Origin of the sequence: Campylobacter hominis ATCC BAA-381 (genome assembly GCF_000017585.1) — a bacterium.
GTDB classification, from domain to species: Bacteria; Campylobacterota; Campylobacteria; order Campylobacterales; family Campylobacteraceae; genus Campylobacter_B; species Campylobacter_B hominis.
The window spans coordinates 1,516,614-1,536,808 of sequence record NC_009714.1 but is presented as its reverse complement, the minus strand read 5'-3'; the positions used below and the strand labels follow the sequence as shown (position 1 = coordinate 1,536,808).

The 20,195-nt window shown below is 32.9% G+C and carries 19 protein-coding genes and 1 tRNA gene; 8 read left to right on the top strand and 12 right to left on the bottom strand.

The window, feature by feature from the left end:
* Positions 1-2: 2 nt before the first annotated feature.
* Complete coding sequence (gene rnhA / locus CHAB381_RS07520) at positions 3-428, bottom strand: ribonuclease HI (RefSeq protein ID WP_012109440.1); 426 nt, start codon at positions 426-428, stop codon at positions 3-5.
* Entirely contained in the window at positions 406-1,425 is a 1,020-nt protein-coding gene (locus tag CHAB381_RS07515; protein ID WP_012109439.1) for a tetratricopeptide repeat protein, read from the bottom strand. The genes rnhA and CHAB381_RS07515 overlap by 23 nt, the downstream gene beginning before the upstream one ends.
* Positions 1,426-1,482: 57 nt before the next feature.
* Between CHAB381_RS07515 and dnaG the strand changes: the two genes are divergently transcribed.
* From dnaG to CHAB381_RS09145, 6 genes are all read left to right on the top strand, one after another.
* Positions 1,483-3,129 carry a DNA primase gene (gene dnaG, locus CHAB381_RS07510; RefSeq protein ID WP_012109438.1) on the top strand — a complete coding sequence of 549 codons (1,647 nt, stop codon included), beginning with the start codon at positions 1,483-1,485 and terminating at the stop codon, positions 3,127-3,129.
* Positions 3,126-4,109, top strand: a complete 984-nt coding sequence (locus CHAB381_RS07505; protein WP_012109437.1) for an argininosuccinate synthase domain-containing protein — start codon at positions 3,126-3,128, stop codon at positions 4,107-4,109. The genes dnaG and CHAB381_RS07505 overlap by 4 nt, the downstream gene beginning before the upstream one ends.
* 45 nt (positions 4,110-4,154) lie before the next feature.
* Positions 4,155-4,289: a hypothetical protein gene (locus CHAB381_RS09150; protein WP_012109436.1), complete on the top strand. Its 135-nt coding sequence runs from the start codon at positions 4,155-4,157 to the stop codon at positions 4,287-4,289.
* Between the two features lie 100 nt (positions 4,290-4,389).
* Positions 4,390-4,650, top strand: coding sequence for a hypothetical protein (locus CHAB381_RS07500; RefSeq protein WP_012109434.1), 261 nt, complete (start codon positions 4,390-4,392; stop codon positions 4,648-4,650).
* 100 nt (positions 4,651-4,750) lie between these two features.
* On the top strand, positions 4,751-5,215 hold the full coding sequence (locus CHAB381_RS07495) for a hypothetical protein (RefSeq protein ID WP_012109433.1): 465 nt from the start codon (positions 4,751-4,753) through the stop codon (positions 5,213-5,215).
* A 596-nt stretch (positions 5,216-5,811) separates the two neighbouring features.
* Complete coding sequence (locus CHAB381_RS09145; protein WP_012109431.1) at positions 5,812-5,943, top strand: hypothetical protein; 132 nt, start codon at positions 5,812-5,814, stop codon at positions 5,941-5,943.
* Positions 5,944-6,781: 838 nt separating this feature from the next.
* Here CHAB381_RS09145 and CHAB381_RS07490 read toward each other — a convergent pair.
* The 6 genes from CHAB381_RS07490 to rplM all read right to left on the bottom strand — a co-directional run bounded on the left by CHAB381_RS07490 (position 6,782) and on the right by rplM (position 14,046).
* Entirely contained in the window at positions 6,782-7,249 is a 468-nt protein-coding gene (locus tag CHAB381_RS07490; RefSeq protein WP_012109430.1) for a c-type cytochrome, read from the bottom strand.
* 536 nt (positions 7,250-7,785) lie between these two features.
* Positions 7,786-11,337, bottom strand: coding sequence for a pyruvate:ferredoxin (flavodoxin) oxidoreductase (gene nifJ, locus CHAB381_RS07485; RefSeq protein WP_012109429.1), 3,552 nt, complete (start codon positions 11,335-11,337; stop codon positions 7,786-7,788).
* Positions 11,338-11,411: 74 nt separating this feature from the next.
* A complete protein-coding gene (locus tag CHAB381_RS07480; RefSeq protein ID WP_012109428.1) occupies positions 11,412-12,065 on the bottom strand; it encodes an HAD family hydrolase in 654 nt (217 codons plus the stop codon).
* 66 nt (positions 12,066-12,131) lie between these two features.
* The gene (locus CHAB381_RS07475; protein ID WP_012109427.1) at positions 12,132-13,133 is read right to left on the bottom strand and encodes an OmpA family protein; all 1,002 of its coding nucleotides are present in this window, start codon (positions 13,131-13,133) and stop codon (positions 12,132-12,134) included.
* Between the two features lie 95 nt (positions 13,134-13,228).
* Positions 13,229-13,618 carry a 30S ribosomal protein S9 gene (gene rpsI / locus CHAB381_RS07470; RefSeq protein ID WP_012109426.1) on the bottom strand — a complete coding sequence of 130 codons (390 nt, stop codon included), beginning with the start codon at positions 13,616-13,618 and terminating at the stop codon, positions 13,229-13,231.
* A gap of 2 nt (positions 13,619-13,620) precedes the next feature.
* The gene (gene rplM, locus CHAB381_RS07465; RefSeq protein ID WP_012109425.1) at positions 13,621-14,046 is read right to left on the bottom strand and encodes a 50S ribosomal protein L13; all 426 of its coding nucleotides are present in this window, start codon (positions 14,044-14,046) and stop codon (positions 13,621-13,623) included.
* 194 nt (positions 14,047-14,240) lie between these two features.
* On the opposite strand from rplM, the gene CHAB381_RS07460 reads away from it, so the two are divergent.
* Positions 14,241-14,317, top strand: a tRNA-Glu gene (locus CHAB381_RS07460).
* A gap of 213 nt (positions 14,318-14,530) precedes the next feature.
* On the opposite strand, the gene murD is transcribed toward CHAB381_RS07460, so the two are convergent.
* Positions 14,531-15,733 carry a UDP-N-acetylmuramoyl-L-alanine--D-glutamate ligase gene (gene murD / locus CHAB381_RS07455; protein ID WP_012109424.1) on the bottom strand — a complete coding sequence of 401 codons (1,203 nt, stop codon included), beginning with the start codon at positions 15,731-15,733 and terminating at the stop codon, positions 14,531-14,533.
* A gap of 3 nt (positions 15,734-15,736) precedes the next feature.
* Complete coding sequence (gene mraY / locus CHAB381_RS07450) at positions 15,737-16,801, bottom strand: phospho-N-acetylmuramoyl-pentapeptide-transferase (RefSeq protein WP_012109423.1); 1,065 nt, start codon at positions 16,799-16,801, stop codon at positions 15,737-15,739.
* 78 nt (positions 16,802-16,879) lie between these two features.
* Between mraY and gpmI the strand changes: the two genes are divergently transcribed.
* Complete coding sequence (gene gpmI, locus CHAB381_RS07445) at positions 16,880-18,343, top strand: 2,3-bisphosphoglycerate-independent phosphoglycerate mutase (RefSeq protein WP_012109422.1); 1,464 nt, start codon at positions 16,880-16,882, stop codon at positions 18,341-18,343.
* Positions 18,344-18,807: 464 nt separating this feature from the next.
* Here gpmI and CHAB381_RS07440 read toward each other — a convergent pair whose 3' ends face one another.
* Together CHAB381_RS07440 and CHAB381_RS07435 are read right to left on the bottom strand one after the other, a co-directional pair.
* Complete coding sequence (locus tag CHAB381_RS07440) at positions 18,808-19,536, bottom strand: hypothetical protein (protein WP_012109421.1); 729 nt, start codon at positions 19,534-19,536, stop codon at positions 18,808-18,810.
* The gene (locus CHAB381_RS07435) at positions 19,533-20,123 is read right to left on the bottom strand and encodes a transglycosylase SLT domain-containing protein (protein ID WP_041570536.1); all 591 of its coding nucleotides are present in this window, start codon (positions 20,121-20,123) and stop codon (positions 19,533-19,535) included. The genes CHAB381_RS07440 and CHAB381_RS07435 overlap by 4 nt, the downstream gene beginning before the upstream one ends.
* Positions 20,124-20,195: the final 72 nt, after the last annotated feature.

The following is a 20,195-nucleotide window of genomic DNA, read 5'->3' as shown; positions in this document are numbered from 1 at the left end:
TTTCAGGCTCCTTTCAAATTTTGTGCGAAATTACGCGCCATTTCATCGCAGCGCTCATTTTGCGGATGTCCGGCATGCCCTTTTACCCAAAAAGCTGAAATTTTATGCATTGCCGATACACGTAAAAACTCGCGCCATAACTCTACATTTTGCTTGCCTTTGAAATTTTTAGCCACCCACTTTTCAAGCCAACCGTTTATACTATTTGTTACATATGAACTATCCGTAAAAATTTTAACTTCGCAAGGTTCTTTTAATGCTTTTAAACCTTCAATTGCTGCTCGAAGCTCCATTTTATTGTTTGTAGTCAACATTTCTCCGCCGCATTCGCATTTTTCATGTCCGTTAAATTCCAAAATATAAGCCCAACCTCCAATTCCCGGATTTCCAAGGCAAGAGCCGTCGCTAAAAAGTTTGACTGATTTCATCTGTTTTTTTTGTAATTTGCGGGATTATTTGCACGCTTTGCAAACTATAACACATAGGACAGCGATAAAAAAACGTAGGAAGCGAACTTTTGCAATTTTGGCAAATATAGCTGAACTTCAAGGTTGCGTCGCTGAAATTTGTCTTTTTTAAAGCTGAAAGCGCATTTATCTCAAAAATTTGACTTTCGCCGTTTTGCGAAGTTAAATTTTTCGTATAAAAAAGCTCTTTAAATTCATTATCATCGGTATTTACGGCAAAATTTAAAGGATAAATCAAATCAATGCAATTTTTTAATTCCGGGAAATTTTTAAAATTTTCCAAAGGCTCTTTGTTTTGCAGATAAAGTTCCAGCGCCATTCGTTTTGCACTATCAAAATTCAGTGCTAAAATGCGCGAAATTTTCTCATTAAAACTTAAATTTCTATCGTTTTTTATAATAAGTGCCTGAATATAGCAATTCAGTGCGTATGTCTCTTCGCCTTGCTCGGTAAGAGCGTCTATACTTTCAAGCGCTTTATCATAAAATTTCAATCTTTCATAAATTACGCTTAAAATTTTAAGAGCTTCGGGATTTCTGGGTGACAATTTTAAACTTTGCAGCAAAACATTTTCCGCTCGTTCTAAAAAGCCGGCCTTAAAATAAACTTTTCCTAGACTTGTAAGTAAAAATACACGCTCTTTTTTGTCGTTTGTTTTTGAAAGTGCGATGATATATACGCTGATAGCTTTCTCGAAATCTCCGCTTTTAACAAATGTGGAAGCTAAAATCGCCAGCACATCGGCTCCTATCTCAAGGTGCCTTAAAAGTTCGTCGTATTTATTTGAAAGTGTGTTTGCGCTATCGAATTTCTTTATAAATTTTTCTATATTGTGATTTTCATCCTTTTTGCTAAAAACTCCCCAAAAAAAGCTAAGCACAGCTACTAAAAGTATGATACTTATAAGAACTATAAGTCCAAAAATCGGATCTCTGTAACTAATTAAAAAATTTTCCAAATTTTACCTTTTTAAAAATTCAGCAAATTATAGCAAAAATCGTGTATAATTTGGCTTATGATAGCAAAAGAAAGTATAGACAAACTCATACAAATATCAGATATTGTTGAAGTTATAGGACATTATTTGGATGTCAAAAAAAGCGGTGCAAATTTTCAGGCGATTTGTCCGTTTCATAATGATACACATCCAAGTTTAATGATAAGTCCGACTAAACAAATTTACCACTGTTTTGTTTGTGAAGCGGGCGGCGGGGCGATAAATTTTATAATGGAATATGAAAAAGTCGGTTTTGTGGAAGCTGTCCAAATTTTAGCTAAAATGTATAATTTTGAGCTAAGTTACACAAGCGATGATTTTGCCGACAAAGAAAAAAAAGACGATAAAAAAATTTTGGAAATGCTGAATGCTTATTATCAAAGTTTGTTGTATTCAAATAAAAAAGCTATAGATTATCTTTATTCGCGTGGGCTTGATGATAAAACGATACAAAATTTCGGGCTTGGATGGGCGCCTGGTTCCGCAAATACCATAAGAGCGCTCGAAAATGAACAAATAGAGCCAGGTGAAGCTTTAGCGGTCGGCGCGATCAAACAAAATGAAAACGGTTTTTATGCAAGTTTTATTGATAGAATAACTTTTCCTATTTTTGATGAGAGATCGCGTATTGTCGGTTTTGGCGGTCGCACACTAAATAGTGAAAATAAAGCGAAATATGTAAATAGTCCGGATAGTTCCGTTTTTAATAAATCAAAAATTTTTTATGCTTATGATTTGGCACGCAAAGATGCAGTGAAAAAAAATGAACTTATAATTTGCGAAGGCTATATGGATGTGATAATGCTTCATAAAGCAGGAATTACAAACGCTGTAGCTGTGCTAGGAACTGCTCTTACAGAGCAGCATCTGCCGATTTTAAAGCGTATGAAATTTCATATAATTTTAAGTTTTGACGGAGATACGGCAGGAATAAGGGCTGCTGTCAGAAGTGCTGAACTTTTACTTAAAAATGAGATTAACACAAGCGTGGTAATCATTGAAAACGGCGCAGATCCTGCAGATATGGTTTTTGCAGGAAAAATAGATGAGCTTAGGGAAATTTATTCCAAAGGTGTTGAAGGGGGAGAATTTTTAATACGCCAAATTGCTTCAAATTTTGATTTATCAAAACCTATTTTGCGAAAAGAAGCTTTAAGTGAAATTCAAAAGTTAACTTTTTCGCTTGATTCCATTGTCGCTATGGGATATGAAAATTTAGTTTCGGCAGTGCTTAATTTGCCGATCGGCTCATTTTCTTTAACAAATAAAAAAAATAATTTAAGCTCTAGTCCGGAAATACCTCTTATGCCAAAAGCTCATAAAAAAGATATCGCCGAACTTGAAATTTTAAAAACAATGATAAGCGATGAAAATTTCAAACTTCTTGGTTTGGACGAATTAAAAAGCAAAAATTTTAGGGCTCACGCAGATATTTTTGAAATTTTAAAATCAGGTGTAAAATGGCAGGAGAATCCGATTTTAAGGGAACTTATGATTGACGATTCAATTAAAGAAAGTAATAATTTACGCTCTTTTTCAAAAGCGATAAGTATTTTGAAAATTAACTTTTGCAAAAATGAACTTTTGCGTTTGGCAAGAAGCGATGAAAAAGATAAATTTATTAAAATGGAGCAAATAAGACAAGAAATAAAGGAATTATCATGAAAGCGTTAGCGCTTTTTAGCGGCGGGCTTGATTCAATGCTTGCAGCAAAAATTATCTCTGATATGGGCGTTGAGGTGACCGCACTTCATATTGATATAGGTTTTGGAAGCAAGGATGATAAAAGTGAAATTCTTGCGCGCCGCGCCGGTGTTGCGGGCGCTGATTTTGCAATCATCGATGTACGCGAAGAGTATCTTAAAAATGTGCTTTTCAGTCCTAAATATGGATATGGCAAACATTTTAATCCTTGTATTGATTGTCACGGATTTATGTTTAGAACAGCGCTTAACTCTTTGGCACGTTTCGGGGCCGATTTTATTATCACGGGAGAGGTTTTAGGACAGCGTCCGATGAGTCAAAGAAGTGCCGCCATAAATCAGGTAAATCATTTAAGTGGCGATAGCGATTTGATTGTACGTCCGCTTTGTGCGAAACTTTTATCGCCAAGCAGACCTGAGATTTTAGGCTGGATTGATCGCGAAAAATTGCTTGATATAAGCGGTCGCTCTCGTGTAAGACAGATGGAACTTGCCAAAAAATTCGGTTTTAATGATTTTGAAACACCTGCCGGAGGATGTTTGCTTACGCTTGAAAATTTCAGCAATAAAATCAAAGACGCACTGAAATTTGAAAAAATCGAGTGCGTAAAAGACGCTGAAATTTTAAAATTCGGTCGCCATTTGCGCCTTTTTGGCGGTGCAAAAATGGTCGTTGGAAGAAACGAAGATGAAAACAATAAACTTGAAATGATAAATAATCCAAAATTTACAAAAATTGATTTTATAGATGACATCGTAGGCGCAAGCAGTTTTTTAATAAAAACAGCTGGCACGGAAGATAAAAATCTTGCCGCCAAAATCGCGCTTACTTATGCTAAAACGGATTTCAGTAAAATTTACAGAGTAAAAATCGCAGATGAAATTTTTAACGCTTCGCCGTTTGAAGATAAAAAAATACTATCTAAATTTTTAATTTTGTAAAATTTTATTGTTTTTATTGAAAATTTTAATTTATGACGGAAAAAGATGATTTATGTTACAGGCGATACGCACGGCGGAAGCATTGGCGATGTGGATAAATTTCTTAGAATTGATGATAGCGAACTTTGCAAAGATGATTTTATAATTGTCACAGGTGACTTCGGATTTTATTTGGGATGATAAAATAAGTACTAATGAGAAAAAATGGCTGAAATTTTTTGACAGTCAAAATTACACTACGCTGTTTATCAATGGAAATCATGAAATTTTAATCGTTTGAATGCCTATAAAACTTGCTAATTTAAGGTGGCACGGCTCAACAAGTGTATTTCATCTAATGTGCGGTGAAATATATCAAATAGACGGGCGTAAAATTTTTACAATGGGTGGAGTGTTGAGTATCGACAAAGAGTGGCGAACACCAGATAAATCTTGGTGGACAAAAGAAGCGATAAATCAAAACGATATGGAAAATGCATGGAAAAATTTAGCAAAATATGAAAATAGCGTGGATATCGTCATCACACATACCATTGTGTGAGTGAAATAGTGGGTTTTAATTCCAATAATGGTTATAGAAATAGATAAAAACAAAAGGAGAATAAAATGCCAAAAGTTAAAATTAAATTAGGAGCGTATTTATGAAAAAAACAGTCGCTAAAAAAATAAAAACAGGAAGATTATTTAAAGCCACTTTTTTTCAACTTGTTATTATAATGCCTATCGCTTCTGTCGTCATAGAAATTTTTAAAATTTTACTATCAACTTCTTGTTATATAGAAGAAATCGATAATGTCCAAAATGAGATTTATATAGCGGTTAATGGAATGCTGAAATTATATATTTTTATACACAACAGTTTAATTATTATGTTGTATACTGCTCTTAATTTTTTTATTATAAATTACTTTGTTTGTAAAAAAATAAAAGTCATCACTGCTGCAAAATTTTATATATTTTTTAAAAAATCTGCAAAATATCTATTTTTCGTGCCGATAATTGTCTTTTTAGTGCAAGCATTGATAAGCGCTGAGAGCATAAAATTAGTTATTTTTGTGGCTTTAAATTTATATATTATTAAAATTATTTTATTAAGTATGAAATAAAGAAGTTTTGATAAATATAAATAAAAATATTGCAAATTTTCATAAACTAATTGCTACAATACATTTTTTCATTTAAGGAATAAAAAATTTATTTTTAAAATTATATCTTATGCAATTTGTTATGATTTGATACTGTTTTATATAAGTTTTAAGATATTTTTGGATGAAGAGCAACATATTCTTTTGAACAAAATTTATGATATAAATCTTTTTTTAATTTCTGCGATTTTTTTGGTTTTTTTCATTAATTTGTTGCTTGAAATTTTGTAAAATTTTGTTGTTTTTATTGAAAATTTTAATTTTATCGCAAAAAATGCTTTTTTAAACTTTTCTGAGATTTTACAAAACAATTTTAAAAAGTTTAAAATTGTTTTTATCGATTTTCAAGCGTAAGAATTTAACAGGAACTTCAAGACTTTTACCTTAACGCACAAAATTTAGAATTTGAATTTTTAGAAGAAAATTTTAAATTTGAAAGTAAAGTTAATTTTGAAAAAGAAATTTTAAACGCAGTGAAAAATTAAAATTTCTAACACAAATTCAAAAAATTTTAAGCGGGGGTAAAATATCCAAAATATTTTTAAAAGGAAAATTTTATGGAAAACAATGAAAAAGAATTTTTAGTTTGCCCATTTTGCGGACAAGAAGATAAAAATACGGTGCTTCTGTGTGTAGAGGTTGTCAAGCCGAAATACATTATGGTAAAAAATGGTTTAGCATATTTTTAGCTGGTATTTTGTTTATTTGCTTGGGTTACTTGTTAAGATTCTTGGATTGAGAAGTTATTGCCTATTGCGATCGGATTAGTGTGTATAGCGATTGGTATTATGCGTGCAAAAGATAAAGAGCCGTATTTTGTAAGAATTAATAAAACCGACAGAATATAATTTCTTTTTTAAAGTTGCAAATTTAAATATTTGCAACTTTCTGAATTTTTATTCAATATAGTATAATTTATCCTAATGATATTTATCAAATCAAAACCCATTTAAAGATTATGAAAATATTTGTAGTGCGATTGTAATTCAAAAAAGTGTAAGAGTAAAGATCATCTAAAAAATAAAAATTCTAATTAATACGACAAATGTAAGATATTTATAATATGCTTTAATTAATTTTTGTGTTTTAAACATTCCTGCTTCAAAACAGCTTGAAATGTCCGATTTTTAATGTTTCAGGCAGTTTTTTATATAAAAATATGCCTTTTTGAATTCCTTTTATTAAATAATTTTATACGCATTGTTATATTTGAAATATTTATTATCTAAGTTTCGTTATAAAAAATATTGAACTATAAACGATGTGCATTAACACAACAAATAACAATTTATATTTATTTGTTTTGATTTATTAAAATAGAGGCGGCAAAAACTTGTTAAAAATTGCTGTATTTTTCATAATAAAAATATTCGTAAAAGTAAATTCTATTATTGCGAAGTTTAGCAAACTTATAACTTTGAAAAATTTTAAATAATAGAGCGATTTTATAATTTTACCGCTCTATTAGAACTATTTTCGTAGTTGACGATCTAAAATAATGACCGGTCATTTAAAATTTAGAAATTTTTATTTCAATGTTTCAATATACTCATTTACATTCAGCATATCTTCATCGCTAAATTTTGCCATTTGAATTTTCATAACCTGACCCATGCCGAATTTTCCTTTTCCGTCATTTATTTCTCCGTTTTTGAGAGCTTTCATAGTTGAAAGTCTTTCTTCTTTATCTACAGCAGTTAAAACGGGAATTTTTTTAAGATAAGACATTTCCGCTTTTTTTCCATGACACATAGTGCATTTTTTATAAAGTTCTTCACCTTTTTTAATATCAATATTTAAAGCAGGTTTATCTAAATTTGCTGTAGTATTAGTATCGATAGATGAGGTATTTGCGTCTGAAACGGTTATATTGCCATCAATGCTTATATTTGAATCCTGATTTAAACTTTTATTCGTGTCGTTATTTTCGGTAGCCGCCGAATTACTGATAATTAGCATCGAAGCAACTATTGACATAAAAAATATTTTTTTCATCTTTTTTCTCCTGTTTTTTATTAAAACCTGCATATTTTTATGCGCGGTTTCTGTTAAATTTCAGCAAAATCAAAAATTTGGAATTTAAAATTATTTGAAATTCTTTAATTTATGACTTTTCGTGCCGTTAAGTTCGTTTTAAAAATAACATAACTTATATTATAAAAAGCTAAAACCGGTTTTATATTTTTTAAATAAGATAAAATAAATATTGCAAATTTTACAAAAATTTCAAAAGAAAAATTTATGACAGTAAAAATTTACTATATTTTCAGCAACTTAAATCAGGTTATTTGTACTATATTTGATTAAAAAATGATTTTTAATTTTTCCATTAATTTGCCATTCGAAATTTCATAAAAATTTTTGGTCGGTGTTAATAGTAATTTTGCCATTTATGTAATGTTTTTGCTCGTGAGCTGTTTTCTGTTTTTGCAAATTTTTAAAATCAAACAAAATTAAGAATTTTAAATTTATAATGCAGATTTTAATCTAAAAAATAATGATGAAAGAAAGCCCAAAAAGGGCTTTCTGAACTAAATTTCATCGCTGAAATCTGATTTTGAAAATCTAACCAGTTGGCGATATCTTCTTTGAGAATCTTTTTTGTTTTGTTCTAAAAGCTCACTTGCGTGATCAGGATTAAATTTCTTAAGCGCATTGTAGCGAACTTCATTTGACAAAAATTCATCATAAAGTTCCCAATCCGGCTCTTTCGAAGTTATTTTCAAAGGATTTTGTCCGCTTTTTAAGAGTTCAGGATTAAATATATAAGTCGGCCAATATCCGCATTTTGTTGCAAGTTCGGCTTGATTTCCTGATTTAGCCAAACCGCCTTTTATACCATGCGAAATACAAGGCGCGTAACAAATAATAAGGCTAGGTCCGTCGTATGCTTCGGCTGCCAGGATGGCTTTTATCATATTTGCCTGACTTGCGTTTGAGTTGATTTGAGCTACAAAAATGTTGCCGTAAGTCATCGCAATTTGTCCTAAATCTTTCTTTTGGACGGATTTTCCACTTGCTGTAAATTGTGCTATTGAACCTGTGCGGCTTGCTTTTGAACTTTGTCCGCCTGTGTTTGAATAAACTTCTGTATCAAGAACAAGCACATTTATGTTTTCGCCGCTTGCCAAAACGTGATCAAGTCCGCCATAACCGATATCATAAGCCCAGCCGTCACCGCCTATAATCCATTGAGATTTTTTAGATAGATATTGTTTCAAACCTAAAATTTCAGCTACGCCTTTTTCTTTTTTATTCGCTTCAAGCAAAGGAATTAAGCGATCACGAATTTCGGCTGATTTAAGGCTGTCGTTGCGGTTTTCTATCCAGTCTGTATAAAGTGCGCTAAGTGCGTTTGGAACATCTTTTTTTGTTTCAAGCATTATATTTTCTATTTGGTGTCTTAATGTCTCGCTCGCCACTCTCATACCAAAACCAAATTCGGCATTATCTTCAAAAAGTGAGTTTGCCCAAGCGATACCTCTGTCGTTTTCGTCATGCGTATAAGGCATAGAAGGTGCAGAGCCGCCGTAAATCGAGCTGCAACCTGTCGCATTTGCTACAATCATATGGTCACCGAATAATCTTGAAACTGCTGTGATATAAGGTGTTTCGCCGCATCCAGGACACGCACCGTGAAATTCAAAATAAGGTTTTGCAAAACCGATACCTTTTACACTCTCTTTTCCTGTAAGATCCGATTTGTAAGTAACATTTTGAAACAAATAATCGGCATTTTCTTGTTCTTTATTGTCAATTTCTTCTTCAAGCGGAACCATTACAAGAGATTTTTCCTTGCTTGGACAATTTTGTGCGCAAAGTTCGCAACCTGTACAATCAAGCGGGCTTACTTGAATTTTATATTTATACCCTTTTACATCTTTGCCTTTTGCATCAATCAAATTAGGTTTTAAACTCTCAGGTGAATTCTGTTCGTCTTTTTCATCAAGCAAAAATGCGCGAATTACAGCATGAGGGCAAACAAAAACGCATTGATTGCATTGGATACAATTTTCTTTTATCCATTTTGGCACCATTACACCAACACCACGTTTTTCATATTTTGTAGTGCCCGCTTCAAAACTGCCGTCTTCGTGTCCTAAAAATGCTGAAACAGGAAGTTTATCGCCGCGTGCCGCATTTATAGGTTTTACAACAGATTCTATAAATTTGTCACCTTTGTATTTATCGTGTTCATTTGTAGTTTCATCTTTAAGATTTATCCACGCAGGATCTACTTTTATCTCTATAAGTCCATCTGCACCGCGGTCAATCGCATCATAATTCATTTGAACAATTTTATCGCCTTTTTTGCCGTAAGTTTTTTTAGCATACTCTTTCATATAAGCTTTTGCGTCATCAAAAGGAATTATGTTTGCAAGTTTAAAAAATGCTGATTGCATAATTGTATTTGTGCGGTTTCCAAGTCCTATTTCAGAAGCAAGTTTTGTTGCATTCAGGATATAAAATTTAGCTTTCCTCTCAGCTAAAATTCTTTTTACTTTGTTTGGAATTTTTTCAATCGTCTCTTTTGCATCCCAAATTGAATTTAATAAAAAAGTGCCGCCTTCACGTATCCCATCTACTACGTCATATACATCAAGATAAGCCGCAACCGAGCAAGCTACGAAGTGCGGATTTGATACCAGATAAGTTGAGCGGATCGGTTTTTTGCCAAATCTTAAATGGCTTCTTGTATATCCGCCTGATTTTTTACTGTCATAAGCGAAATAAGCTTGCGCATAAAGATCGGTTTTATCTCCGATGATTTTAATTGAGTTTTTATTAGCTCCTACAGTTCCGTCTGCTCCAAGTCCATAAAATAAACACTCTATCGCGTCTTGATCGCCAAGTGAAATTTTTTTGCCTACTTTTAGTGAAGTAAAAGTAACATCATCATCAATACCGACTGTAAAGCGATTTTTCGGCTCTTTTGATTTTAAATTTTCAAAAACTGCGATAAGTTGTGCAGGATCAACGTCTTTTGAACTCAAGCCGTAGCGTCCGCCTATAATCAACGGTTCTTTTTTATTTCCGTAAAATGCTGATTTTATATCCAAATAAAGCGGTTCGCCAATACTTCCAGGCTCTTTCGTGCGGTCTAAAACAGCGATTCTTTCAACGCTTTTTGGTAATACGTCAAAGAAATATTTTAGACTGAACGGTCGATAAAGATGAACTTTTATAACGCCGACTTTTTCGCCTTTGCTTGTCAAATAATCCACAACTTCTTCCAGCGCCTCATTTACAGAACCCATTGCAACTATGATATTTGTAGCGTCTTTTGCGCCGTAATAATTAAACGGTTTATAATCTCTGCCTGTGATTTTTGAAATTTCAGCCATATAATCGGCTACAATATCAGGAACTGCTTCATAATATTTATTTGAAAGCTCCCTTGTTTGGAAATATATATCATCGTTTTGTGCAGTTCCACGTGTTTTTGGATGTTCTGAGTTCAGTGCATTATCGCGAAAAGCTTGAACGGCTTTTCTATCTAAAAGTTTATCGAAATCTGCGTAATCCATAACCTCTATTTTTTGAATTTCGTGGCTTGTGCGAAAACCGTCGAAGAAGTGTAGAAATGGTACGCGACCTTTGATTGCGGCTAAGTGAGCAATACCGCCGATATCCATAACTTCCTGTACACTTGCACTCGAAAGCATTGCAAAACCGGTTTGTCTACAGGCATAAACATCTTGGTGATCTCCAAAGATTGAAAGTGCTTGTGCAGCAAGCGATCTGGCTGCAACGTGGATAACTCCCGGAAGCATCTGTCCTGCAATTTTATACATATTCGGAATTTTTAAAAGCAAACCTTGTGCGGCTGTATAGGTCGTAGTAAGCGCACCTGCTTGAAGCGAACCATGCACAGTTCCGGCAGCGCCGCCTTCACTTTGCATTTCAACAACTTTAACGGGCATTCCAAAAAGATTTTTTTTGCCACGGCTTGCCCAGACATCAGTATAATCAGCCATCGGCGAACTAGGTGTAATAGGATAAATTCCTGCCACCTCCGTAAAAGCGTAAGAAACATAAGCAGCAGCTTCGTTTCCGTCCATAGTCTTCATGATTTTGCTCATAACAACTCCTAAAAGAAAATTATGAGAATTTTACAAAAATTAACTTAAAATGAGATTTATATATTGCTTTAATTTTATTTTTTTAAGTTAGAAATAAAATTCGCCGCTTCAAAAGGTGTAGAAAAAATGTATTTTGTGAATTTTTGCAGATCTTCAAGCTTGCCATATCCGCAAGTGAGAGCGATTGGCGTAACATTTGCGTTTATTGCGGATTTTAAATCTAAAATTGTATCGCCTATCATAAAGGCTTGCTCTTTTGATTTTTTTAACATTTTAAGAGCGTTTAGTATCGGTTCGGCATTTGGTTTTGGATTTTTGGCATCTTCTCTACCTATAATTGTTTTAAAAAATGTTCCAATTCCTAAATGGTTAAGTAAAATTTTGGAAAATTTGGAAGTTTTTGTTGTAACAACGCCAAGATCTGCAAATTGATGACATTTTTTTAAAGCCTCTTTTGCTTCTGAAATAAGCGAAGTTTTATCCAAATAAACTTGATGATATTTCATTTTATAAAATTTGATGTGATTTTCAATCTTTTCTTTTTGATTTTCAACTCCAAGATGAATAAACATATAATCAAGCGGATATCCGATAAGCTCCGTGATTTTTTCATCTTGCGGACAAATTTCTCCATACATTTCAAATGAAAATTTAAAACTTTCTAAAATCGCAGCTGTAGAATCAATTAAAGTACCGTCTAAATCAAATAAAATCGTAGTATCGTTCATAAAAATTTACCAAAATAAAAAAGGCGGAGCCAAAGCCCCGCCAAAGAATAATTTTTAAATCAAAAATTATTTTCTGAATTTTGCATCAACGCGTCTATTTTGAGCGCGACCTTCTGCTGTATCGTTTGTAGCTACCGGATTTTTTTCTCCAAGACCTACAGTTGTAATTTTTTCAGCAGGAACGCCAAGTTTTACCAAAGCTTTTGAAACGGCATTTGCTCTTCTTTCTGAAAGTTTTTGATTGTAAGCTTCTTTTCCTATACTGTCTGTGTTGCCTTCTAGACGAACAGAATATTCAGCGTGTTCTTTCATAATACTGCTTACTTTTTCAAGTTCAGAGTAATATTTTGGTGAAATTTCAGCACTGTCAAATGCAAAATTTACACCAAGATCCAATCTTATAACTTTTTCGCAACCGAATTCATCTACAACTACACCTGCCGGAGTTCCAGGGCATTTATCAACGTTATCGCAAACGCCGTCATTATCAGAATCTACGCAAGAAGCTGGTTCTGCAGCAACTGGAGCCGGATTTCTAGCACCGAAATCAGCAGCAAATCCTAAAGAATAGAACATTATGTGATCGCCGTCATCAAATCTTATAGCGTCTCTAACTTCAACTTTTGTAGCAAAATTATCTGTCCAATAGTATTTTATTCCGGCACCATATTGGCCAAATCCGCTATCAAGGTCTCTATTTGCCACTTTTTTTGTATAATCCATGTATCCTAAACCAATCAAGCCATATAATTTTAAATCATCTGTAAAATTTAAAATGTCTTTTACGGCATTGATATGATAAACGTTTGCATTAGGTTTTTTGCCTACGGCACCGTTTGCTAAACCGATATGTTCTCCTCTGTCATATCCAAGCTCAATTTGGTCTATAAAAGCATCTTGCAAATTTTTTGCAACTCTTAAACCAAAAGTAAAGCTGTTGTCAAGATCCATGCTTCCTTCGTGAACTGTTCCGCCAACTACAGGTGTAAATTCCCAGTGATAATCGGCATCGCTTGCCAAAAGCGCTGTTGATGCACATAAACTAAGTGCAATTAAAAGTTTTTTCATTTTAATCCTTTCAAAATTTCAATAACAATTTATGATTATATCATAAAATTTTTAAAATTCTCACAAAAATTAAAATATTTTTGTGAGAATAAAAACTATCTCTTAGAAAATTGCGGACTTCTTCTTGCTTTTCTGCGTCCGAATTTCTTTCTTTCTACTACACGCGAATCTCGAGTTAAAAGACCTTTCGGTTTTAAAGCGGCTCTGAAATCAGCGTCCATTTTTGATAAAGCACGTGAAATTCCATGTCTTAAAGCTTCGGCTTGTGCGCTGTATCCGCCGCCAAGCGTGATTGCTTTTATATCCATAGAATTTTCTTGTTTTGTAGCTAAAAGCGGTTGAACAACTTTAAGTTTAATAGCTTCGTGTCCGCCAAGCCAAGTGTTTAAATCCATCTCATTTACGACGATTTTACCGCTGCCCGGTTTCATCCAAATCTTTGCTACGGCTGTTTTTCTTTTTCCTGTTGCATAAATCGTTGCCATAATTATTTTCCTTCTTTTTTAATTTGTGCTGTGTGCGGATGTTCGCTGCCTTCATATACAAATAGTTTTTTAATCATCTCTTTGCCAAGTTTTGTTTTTGGAAGCATGCCACGAACTGCAAGTTTGTAAAGCTTAACAGGATTACTTTTTAACATATCCTCGAATTTTGTGCTTTTTACACTTCCAAAATAGCCTGAATATCTGTGATAAAGTTTGTCTTCGCCTTTGTTTAAACCTGTATAAACAGCTTTTGAAGCATTTATAATGATGACATTATCGCCACAATCGATATTTGGAGTGTATCCTGGTTTGTGTTTGCCGCGCAAAAGAGTTGCGACTTGTGTAAGCATTCTACCGAAAATTTTGCCGTTTGCATCTATAACGACCCAATCGCGTTTAATTTCGCTCGGCTTTGTAATTTTTGTCATTTTTTTCGCCTTTCGTTTTTGAATTAAAAAGTGTGATTGTATAGAAAACTACCTTAAAAGACACTGAAATTAAGATTATTTTAAATGTAAATTTATCCGTTTTTTTATGTTTTAAAAAATGCCTGTTTTAAATTTTCTTAAAAATCAAAATTGATTTTTAAGAAAATTATTAGTAAAATAGCAAATTTTTAAATGACCTTTTCGTCTAGTGGCTCAGGACATCGCATTCTCAATGCGAAAACGCGCAGTTCAAATCTCGCAAGGGTCGCCAATATACACTTTATTATTATTATTTTAGTATTTAATTATATTATGTCAAATATGAATTTTAATCAGCACTATATTTAATTAAGTTATTAAATCAAATAATCGTCTTATTAACCATATATAAAATTTTTAATCTTTTTAGATTATAAGCTATCTAATAATTATTTTGATAACATTATATAAACTGATATTTCGCAAAAAATTTAAATTTTGTATGTTATTTTAAAATTTTATTTACAGCTTCTTTAAAAATTTTTCCTCGCTCGGCATAACTTGAAAATTGATCCAAACTTGCGCAAGCAGGGCTTAAAAGTGCAACTTCATCTTTTAATAAATTTTTTGAAATTTCATCTACCGCTTTTGTTAAAATTTCGCAACGTGTGCATTTAAGATTAAATTCTTCGCATAAAGTTACGATTTTATCAGTATTTGAGCCGATTGCATAAATTTCAGGATTAAATTTTGCAATTTCTTCAAAGAGCGGATGTAAATCTACACCTTTGTCATCTCCGCCTGAGATTAAGTGAATTTTTTTCTCTTTGTATCTGCGAACAGCCCAAATAGCGGCATCTATATTTGTAGCTTTGGTATCATTTACCCAAATTCTTCCTCGCGCATCATAAAATTCTTCCAATTTGTTTCCTTCAATTACGAAGTTATTTAAAATATCAACGTCCGCTTTATCAAACATAATTTTTTCTATCAAAAGCGCCATTAAAGCATCCATTAAAAAAGGTACTTTAAAATTTACGTTTTTTATAGAAATTCCGGTTAATTTCGCTAAATCTTCTTCGTTTTTGTAAGTTAAAATTTTCGCCACGCTTTTTGTGCTTGCATATTTTTCAGGTAAAATTGCAACATCTCCTTCGTGCATTTTTGCAAGCGGTTTTAATTTTGTTTTTTCATATTCGGTCATGCTTCCATGCCAGCTTAAATGATCAGGGGTTATCGGCAAAAGCGCGTAAATTCCCGGAACTGCATAATTTGTGTAATGAAGTGTAAAAGAGCTTGTCTCCAAAACCCAAATTTTAGCGTTTAAATCAAGATTTGCCAAAGGAATTCCGACATTTCCGCCCATATCACTACCGTATTTTTTCAATAAAAATTGCGTCATTTTTGTGGTTGTTGTTTTACCGTTTGTGCCGCTTATCCAAATTTTAAAAGCATTGGTTTTCGGCGAAAAATAATCGTATTCACTGATTAAATTTTTTGCCGCCATGGTAAGCGGATGTTTGCGTGGAAAGCTTGGACTTGGAATTTCAAGTTCGCTTTTTTGCGCATCAAATTTATTAATCGGCAAAAGCGAATTTCCGAATTCGTCTTTTTTACATTCTTTAAATTTATCATCAAAAATTTCCCAGCCGCCGCTAGTTGCGATAGCTTTCGTAGTTAATCCGTATCCAAAAAGTGATTTTGACATTTTTTACCTCAATTTTAAAGTTGTCAGTGCGATTATATTTGCGATTAGCGCGATAATCCAAAATCGCACGATAATTTTATTTTCATTCCAGCCTTTCAGTTCAAAATGGTGATGAATCGGTGCCATAAGAAAAATACGTTTTTTGCGAATTTTAAAGCTTCCTACTTGCAAGATTACTGAAAGTGTTTCTATTACAAAAACAAAACCTATTATAATAAGTAAAATTTCATTTTTGCTGACTACGCCTGTGTATCCTATAAATGCGCCTACGCTTAAACTCCCGCTATCGCCCATAAAAACTTGAGCCGGATAGCAGTTATACCATAAAAATCCAAGAATTGCGCCGATTAGTGCAAAAATTACAACGCAAAGTTCACCGACTCCTACTACTTTCGGTAGAAACAGATAAGCTGAAAATACTGAGTGTCCGCAAAGATATACAAAAATTCCAAGCGAAACAAGCGCAAAAATAGATGGAATACTTGCAAGTCCGTCAAGTCCGTCTGTTAAATTTACGGAATTCGAACTTGCCGTGATTACAAGCATCCAAAAGAAAATCGCAAAAAATTGCAAGTTAAAAAGCGCGTATTTATAAAACGGTATAAAAAATTCTCCACTGAGATTAGCAAATAAAAATAATATTATTGAAAGCGCAAAAGATAAGCCGATTTGATACATAAATTTCTTTCTCGGGCTCATTCCTGCGTGATTACTGTGACCTGCAATTTTGCCGTAGTCATCTTTAAAACCGATAAAACTAAATCCGAAAAGGCATAAAATTCCGCCTATTACAAAAGTGTTTGTTAAGTTTGAGCAAAGAAGCGAAGATAACAAAGTAGCTGTAATAAAAACAATTCCGCCCATTGTAGGGGTTTTGTTTTTAGCTTTGTGCGATTGCGGTGCAAGTTCATAAATCGGTTGGTTGGCGTGTTTGTTTTTTGCCCAGGCTATAAAACGTGGCATAAAAAAAGCGGTTAAAAAAAACGCTGCAAAAAACGCGATGCCGGCGCGCACAGTGATGTAATTTAAAATATTGATATTTAAAATTTTATATAAAAAATAAAGCAAAATTCTGACCTTAAAACAAATAAAAGCGAAATTATATTAAAATTTTGCTTATATTATCATTTTATGAAAAGAGAAATTATGAAACAAAAATGTATTTTAGTGATAACGGATGGAATCGGATTTAATAAAAATAACAAATTTAACGCGTTTGCAAATGCCAAAAAACCGAATTTTGATTATATGTTTGATAATTTTGCCAATTCACTTTTAAAAACGAGCGGACTGGCTGTCGGACTTCCTGACGGACAAATGGGAAATAGCGAAGTAGGGCATATGACAATCGGCGCAGGGCGGATTTTGTATCAAAATTTAGTTAAAGTGGATAAAGCTATTTCTGATGGAACTTTGAAAAAAAATCGCGCTTTAATCGCACTTTTGGAAAAATGCAAAACAATTCACATCATAGGACTTTACAGCGATGGCGGAGTGCATTCGCACCTTAATCATTTTGGAGCGATTTATAAAATTTGTGAAAATTACGGAGCGCAAACTTTTGCACATATTATTACGGATGGACGCGATGTTTCTCCAAAAAGCGCCGTAAATTTTGTGCATGAAGCGGAAAAAAAATTTAAAATCGCTACTATTAGTGGAAGATTTTATGCCATGGACCGCGATAAACGTTTCGAGCGCGTGCAAAAAGCTTACGAGACGATAAAAAACGGCGCCAATAACGTAAAAATTTCACCTAGCGAATATATCAAAAAATCTTACGAACAGGAAATCACCGATGAGTTTATCATTCCTGCCTGCTTTGGAAATTTTGGTGGAATTAAAGCTGAAGACGGAATTGTTTTTATAAATTTCAGAAATGACCGTGCGCGTGAAATTTGTGCGGCTTTGGGCGCGGAAAATTTTAATGAATTTGACAGAAAAGAGTGTGTAAAAAATCTCATAACTCTTACAAATTACGATGATAATTTTAAATTTCCTGTAATGTTTGAAAATGACGATATAAAAGATACGTTAAGCGAAGTTATCGCGCGAAACAATCTTAGCCAGCTTCATACAGCCGAAACGGAAAAATATGCTCACGTGACGTTTTTTTTAGGTGGAGGAAAAGAAACGCCAAATATCGGCGAAACGCGAATTTTAATTCCAAGCCCGAAAGTAAAAACTTATGATGAAAAACCGGAAATGTCTGCTTTTGAAGTTTGTGAAGCTGTAAAAAAAGGAATTGTATCGAGGGAAGATTTTATTGTAGTAAATTTCGCAAACGGCGATATGGTGGGACATACCGGAAATTATGAGGCTGCGATAAAAGCTGTGGAAGCCGTGGATCGTTGTATAGGTGAAATTTTAAAAGTAGCAGATGAACACGATTATGCTTATATGCAAATTTCAGATCATGGAAACTGCGAAGCTATGAAAAATGAAAACGGTGAAATTTTGACAAATCACACGACGTTCGATGTGTTCTGTTTTTTGAAAGCTCACGGTGTGAAAAAAATCGAGAATGGCGGATTAAGCAATGTAGCACCTACAATTTTAAAAATTTTGGGTCTTGAAATTCCGAAAGTAATGGATAAAGCACTTTTTTAATTTGCGATTTTATTTATGTCTAAATCGTCAGTTTCAGTGCAATAACTAAAATTTATAAAATTTTAAAATATTAAATTTGGTATTTAAAAATTATATAAAAATTCGCGTTTATTTTTTTGTAAATTCTGTAGATTATAAAATCTGTAAAATTTTAATTTCAAATTATCTTAGCAAAGCGTGAAAATTTGATTAAATTTGTTATTTTTTCGGTATGCAAAAGTCGTATTTTGAAATAACCGGATATATAATTGTTTCAATAAATTTTTATAAATTTTTACGATTTTTTTTATTCAATAAGCTGTCTTTACAAAAATAAACTCAATTATATCAATATTGTCATTATTTTATTTCTACATAAGCTATCCGGGCAACACTTGTATCAATCCGACTATTTTAAAATTTAAAGCGTTTAGAATAAATAAAATTTTAAAAATTTAATTTTAAAATCTATGCTTTTTACGGCGTTATTCCGCAATTTCAGCTCTTATATCGCCAAAAAGTAGAACATCGCGCAAAATTGCTTTTTTTGCAATTCCCTGTTCGTTTAAAAGTAAATGAAGCTCGCCGCGCTCGCTTGAAAATATTTTTTGATTTATAAAAGCTATGAAAATTTCGCCGCTTCCAAGCTCTTTTGAAAGTTCGGTTAAAATTTTATTTTGCGGTTTGATTACGTCGATTTGTCCGTCTTTTTCATTTGCTCCTGCAGCTGTAAGTTTAAATTTCGGCTTATTTGGTGCTAAATTTTTAAAGTTGAAAAATAGACTTAAAAGATCGTTTTTAGTGTAATATTTTAAAATTTCGCTATTTTTTGAAAGCATTAAATCGTCATCGTATTTGCGTTTTTGGTATAAAATTTCGCGCGCCGTATGATTGAACTCATAAACTTTTATTTCGTGTCTTATTTTACCTTTTTTCTTGCGAAAAACATCATGTGTATAAATGTTCGGTACAAATACACCGTTTTCTATAAAACCGCGACTTTTGAAAATTTCGCGCCTGTTTCCGCTTAAAGTTTTAGCAATTTCATCGGTCATTGCTTCCATACTGATTTCATAACTTTGTCCATCTTGTTTTAAAACAGCTTTTGCATGTCCGAAAGAGCCGAAAATTCCATAGCTGATATTATAATTTGCCGTTAAAATTTCAGCCGTTGTCATATTTACAAAGATTAGTAAAGTTATTAAACATTTCATCTTGTCGGATCTCCGAAAAATTCTTTATAATGGCGAAAAAATTTATTAAAATACGGATTTGAAGGGCGCCTTCTCATTCCGTAATTGTAACATTCAATGGTGTTTGTGAGATTTTTATTTTTTGCGTTGAAGCATTTTCTTAAAACTTTTGCACATTTTGTGAGATTATATGTAGGTGAAAAAATTTGCGGAATTTCATCGGGAGTAAAATTTACGGAGTTTAATTGTCCAAGTCCGACATCGATATTAAAGCCGTCTTTTATGAGAAGCGATGCGATTTGCATAGCCAAAATTTCATTTGCCGGATGAATTGCAACAGCCCATTTTGTATTATTCAGCGAATATTTTGAAATTTTAACATCTATATTTGGCGAACTTAAATTACTGAAATATTTTGCATTTTCCATATTTGTAAGAAACGAAATTGTAAAAGGATCGAAATCGCTTTCAATTTTTACAATTGTATATAAAACTTCCGGTTGCACGCCTTGTGATACGGCTACGCCATAAATCGCCATATCAATATCGTGCCTTGTGTATCCGAACAGATGCGCCGACAATAAAATTAAAAAAAACAGCTTTCTCATAAAAATCTCAAGCGTTAGTATAACTAATTTTTAAAATTTTTAAAAATTTGAATTAATTTAAGTTGTTTTTTA

Coding starts and splice junctions, on each gene's coding strand:
- rnhA (WP_012109440.1), bottom strand. CDS start 428: ATGAAATCAGTCAAACTTTTTAGCGACGGCTCTTGCCTTGGAAATCCG.
- dnaG (WP_012109438.1), top strand. CDS start 1,483: ATGATAGCAAAAGAAAGTATAGACAAACTCATACAAATATCAGATATT.
- CHAB381_RS07505 (WP_012109437.1), top strand. CDS start 3,126: ATGAAAGCGTTAGCGCTTTTTAGCGGCGGGCTTGATTCAATGCTTGCA.
- CHAB381_RS09150 (WP_012109436.1), top strand. CDS start 4,155: ATGATTTATGTTACAGGCGATACGCACGGCGGAAGCATTGGCGATGTG.
- CHAB381_RS07500 (WP_012109434.1), top strand. CDS start 4,390: ATGCCTATAAAACTTGCTAATTTAAGGTGGCACGGCTCAACAAGTGTA.
- CHAB381_RS07495 (WP_012109433.1), top strand. CDS start 4,751: ATGAAAAAAACAGTCGCTAAAAAAATAAAAACAGGAAGATTATTTAAA.
- CHAB381_RS09145 (WP_012109431.1), top strand. CDS start 5,812: ATGGAAAACAATGAAAAAGAATTTTTAGTTTGCCCATTTTGCGGACAA.
- CHAB381_RS07490 (WP_012109430.1), bottom strand. CDS start 7,249: ATGAAAAAAATATTTTTTATGTCAATAGTTGCTTCGATGCTAATTATC.
- nifJ (WP_012109429.1), bottom strand. CDS start 11,337: ATGAGCAAAATCATGAAGACTATGGACGGAAACGAAGCTGCTGCTTAT.
- CHAB381_RS07480 (WP_012109428.1), bottom strand. CDS start 12,065: ATGAACGATACTACGATTTTATTTGATTTAGACGGTACTTTAATTGAT.
- CHAB381_RS07475 (WP_012109427.1), bottom strand. CDS start 13,133: ATGAAAAAACTTTTAATTGCACTTAGTTTATGTGCATCAACAGCGCTT.
- rpsI (WP_012109426.1), bottom strand. CDS start 13,618: ATGGCAACGATTTATGCAACAGGAAAAAGAAAAACAGCCGTAGCAAAG.
- rplM (WP_012109425.1), bottom strand. CDS start 14,046: ATGACAAAAATTACAAAGCCGAGCGAAATTAAACGCGATTGGGTCGTT.
- murD (WP_012109424.1), bottom strand. CDS start 15,733: ATGTCAAAATCACTTTTTGGATACGGATTAACTACGAAAGCTATCGCA.
- gpmI (WP_012109422.1), top strand. CDS start 16,880: ATGAAACAAAAATGTATTTTAGTGATAACGGATGGAATCGGATTTAAT.
- CHAB381_RS07440 (WP_012109421.1), bottom strand. CDS start 19,536: ATGAAATGTTTAATAACTTTACTAATCTTTGTAAATATGACAACGGCT.
- CHAB381_RS07435 (WP_041570536.1), bottom strand. CDS start 20,123: ATGAGAAAGCTGTTTTTTTTAATTTTATTGTCGGCGCATCTGTTCGGA.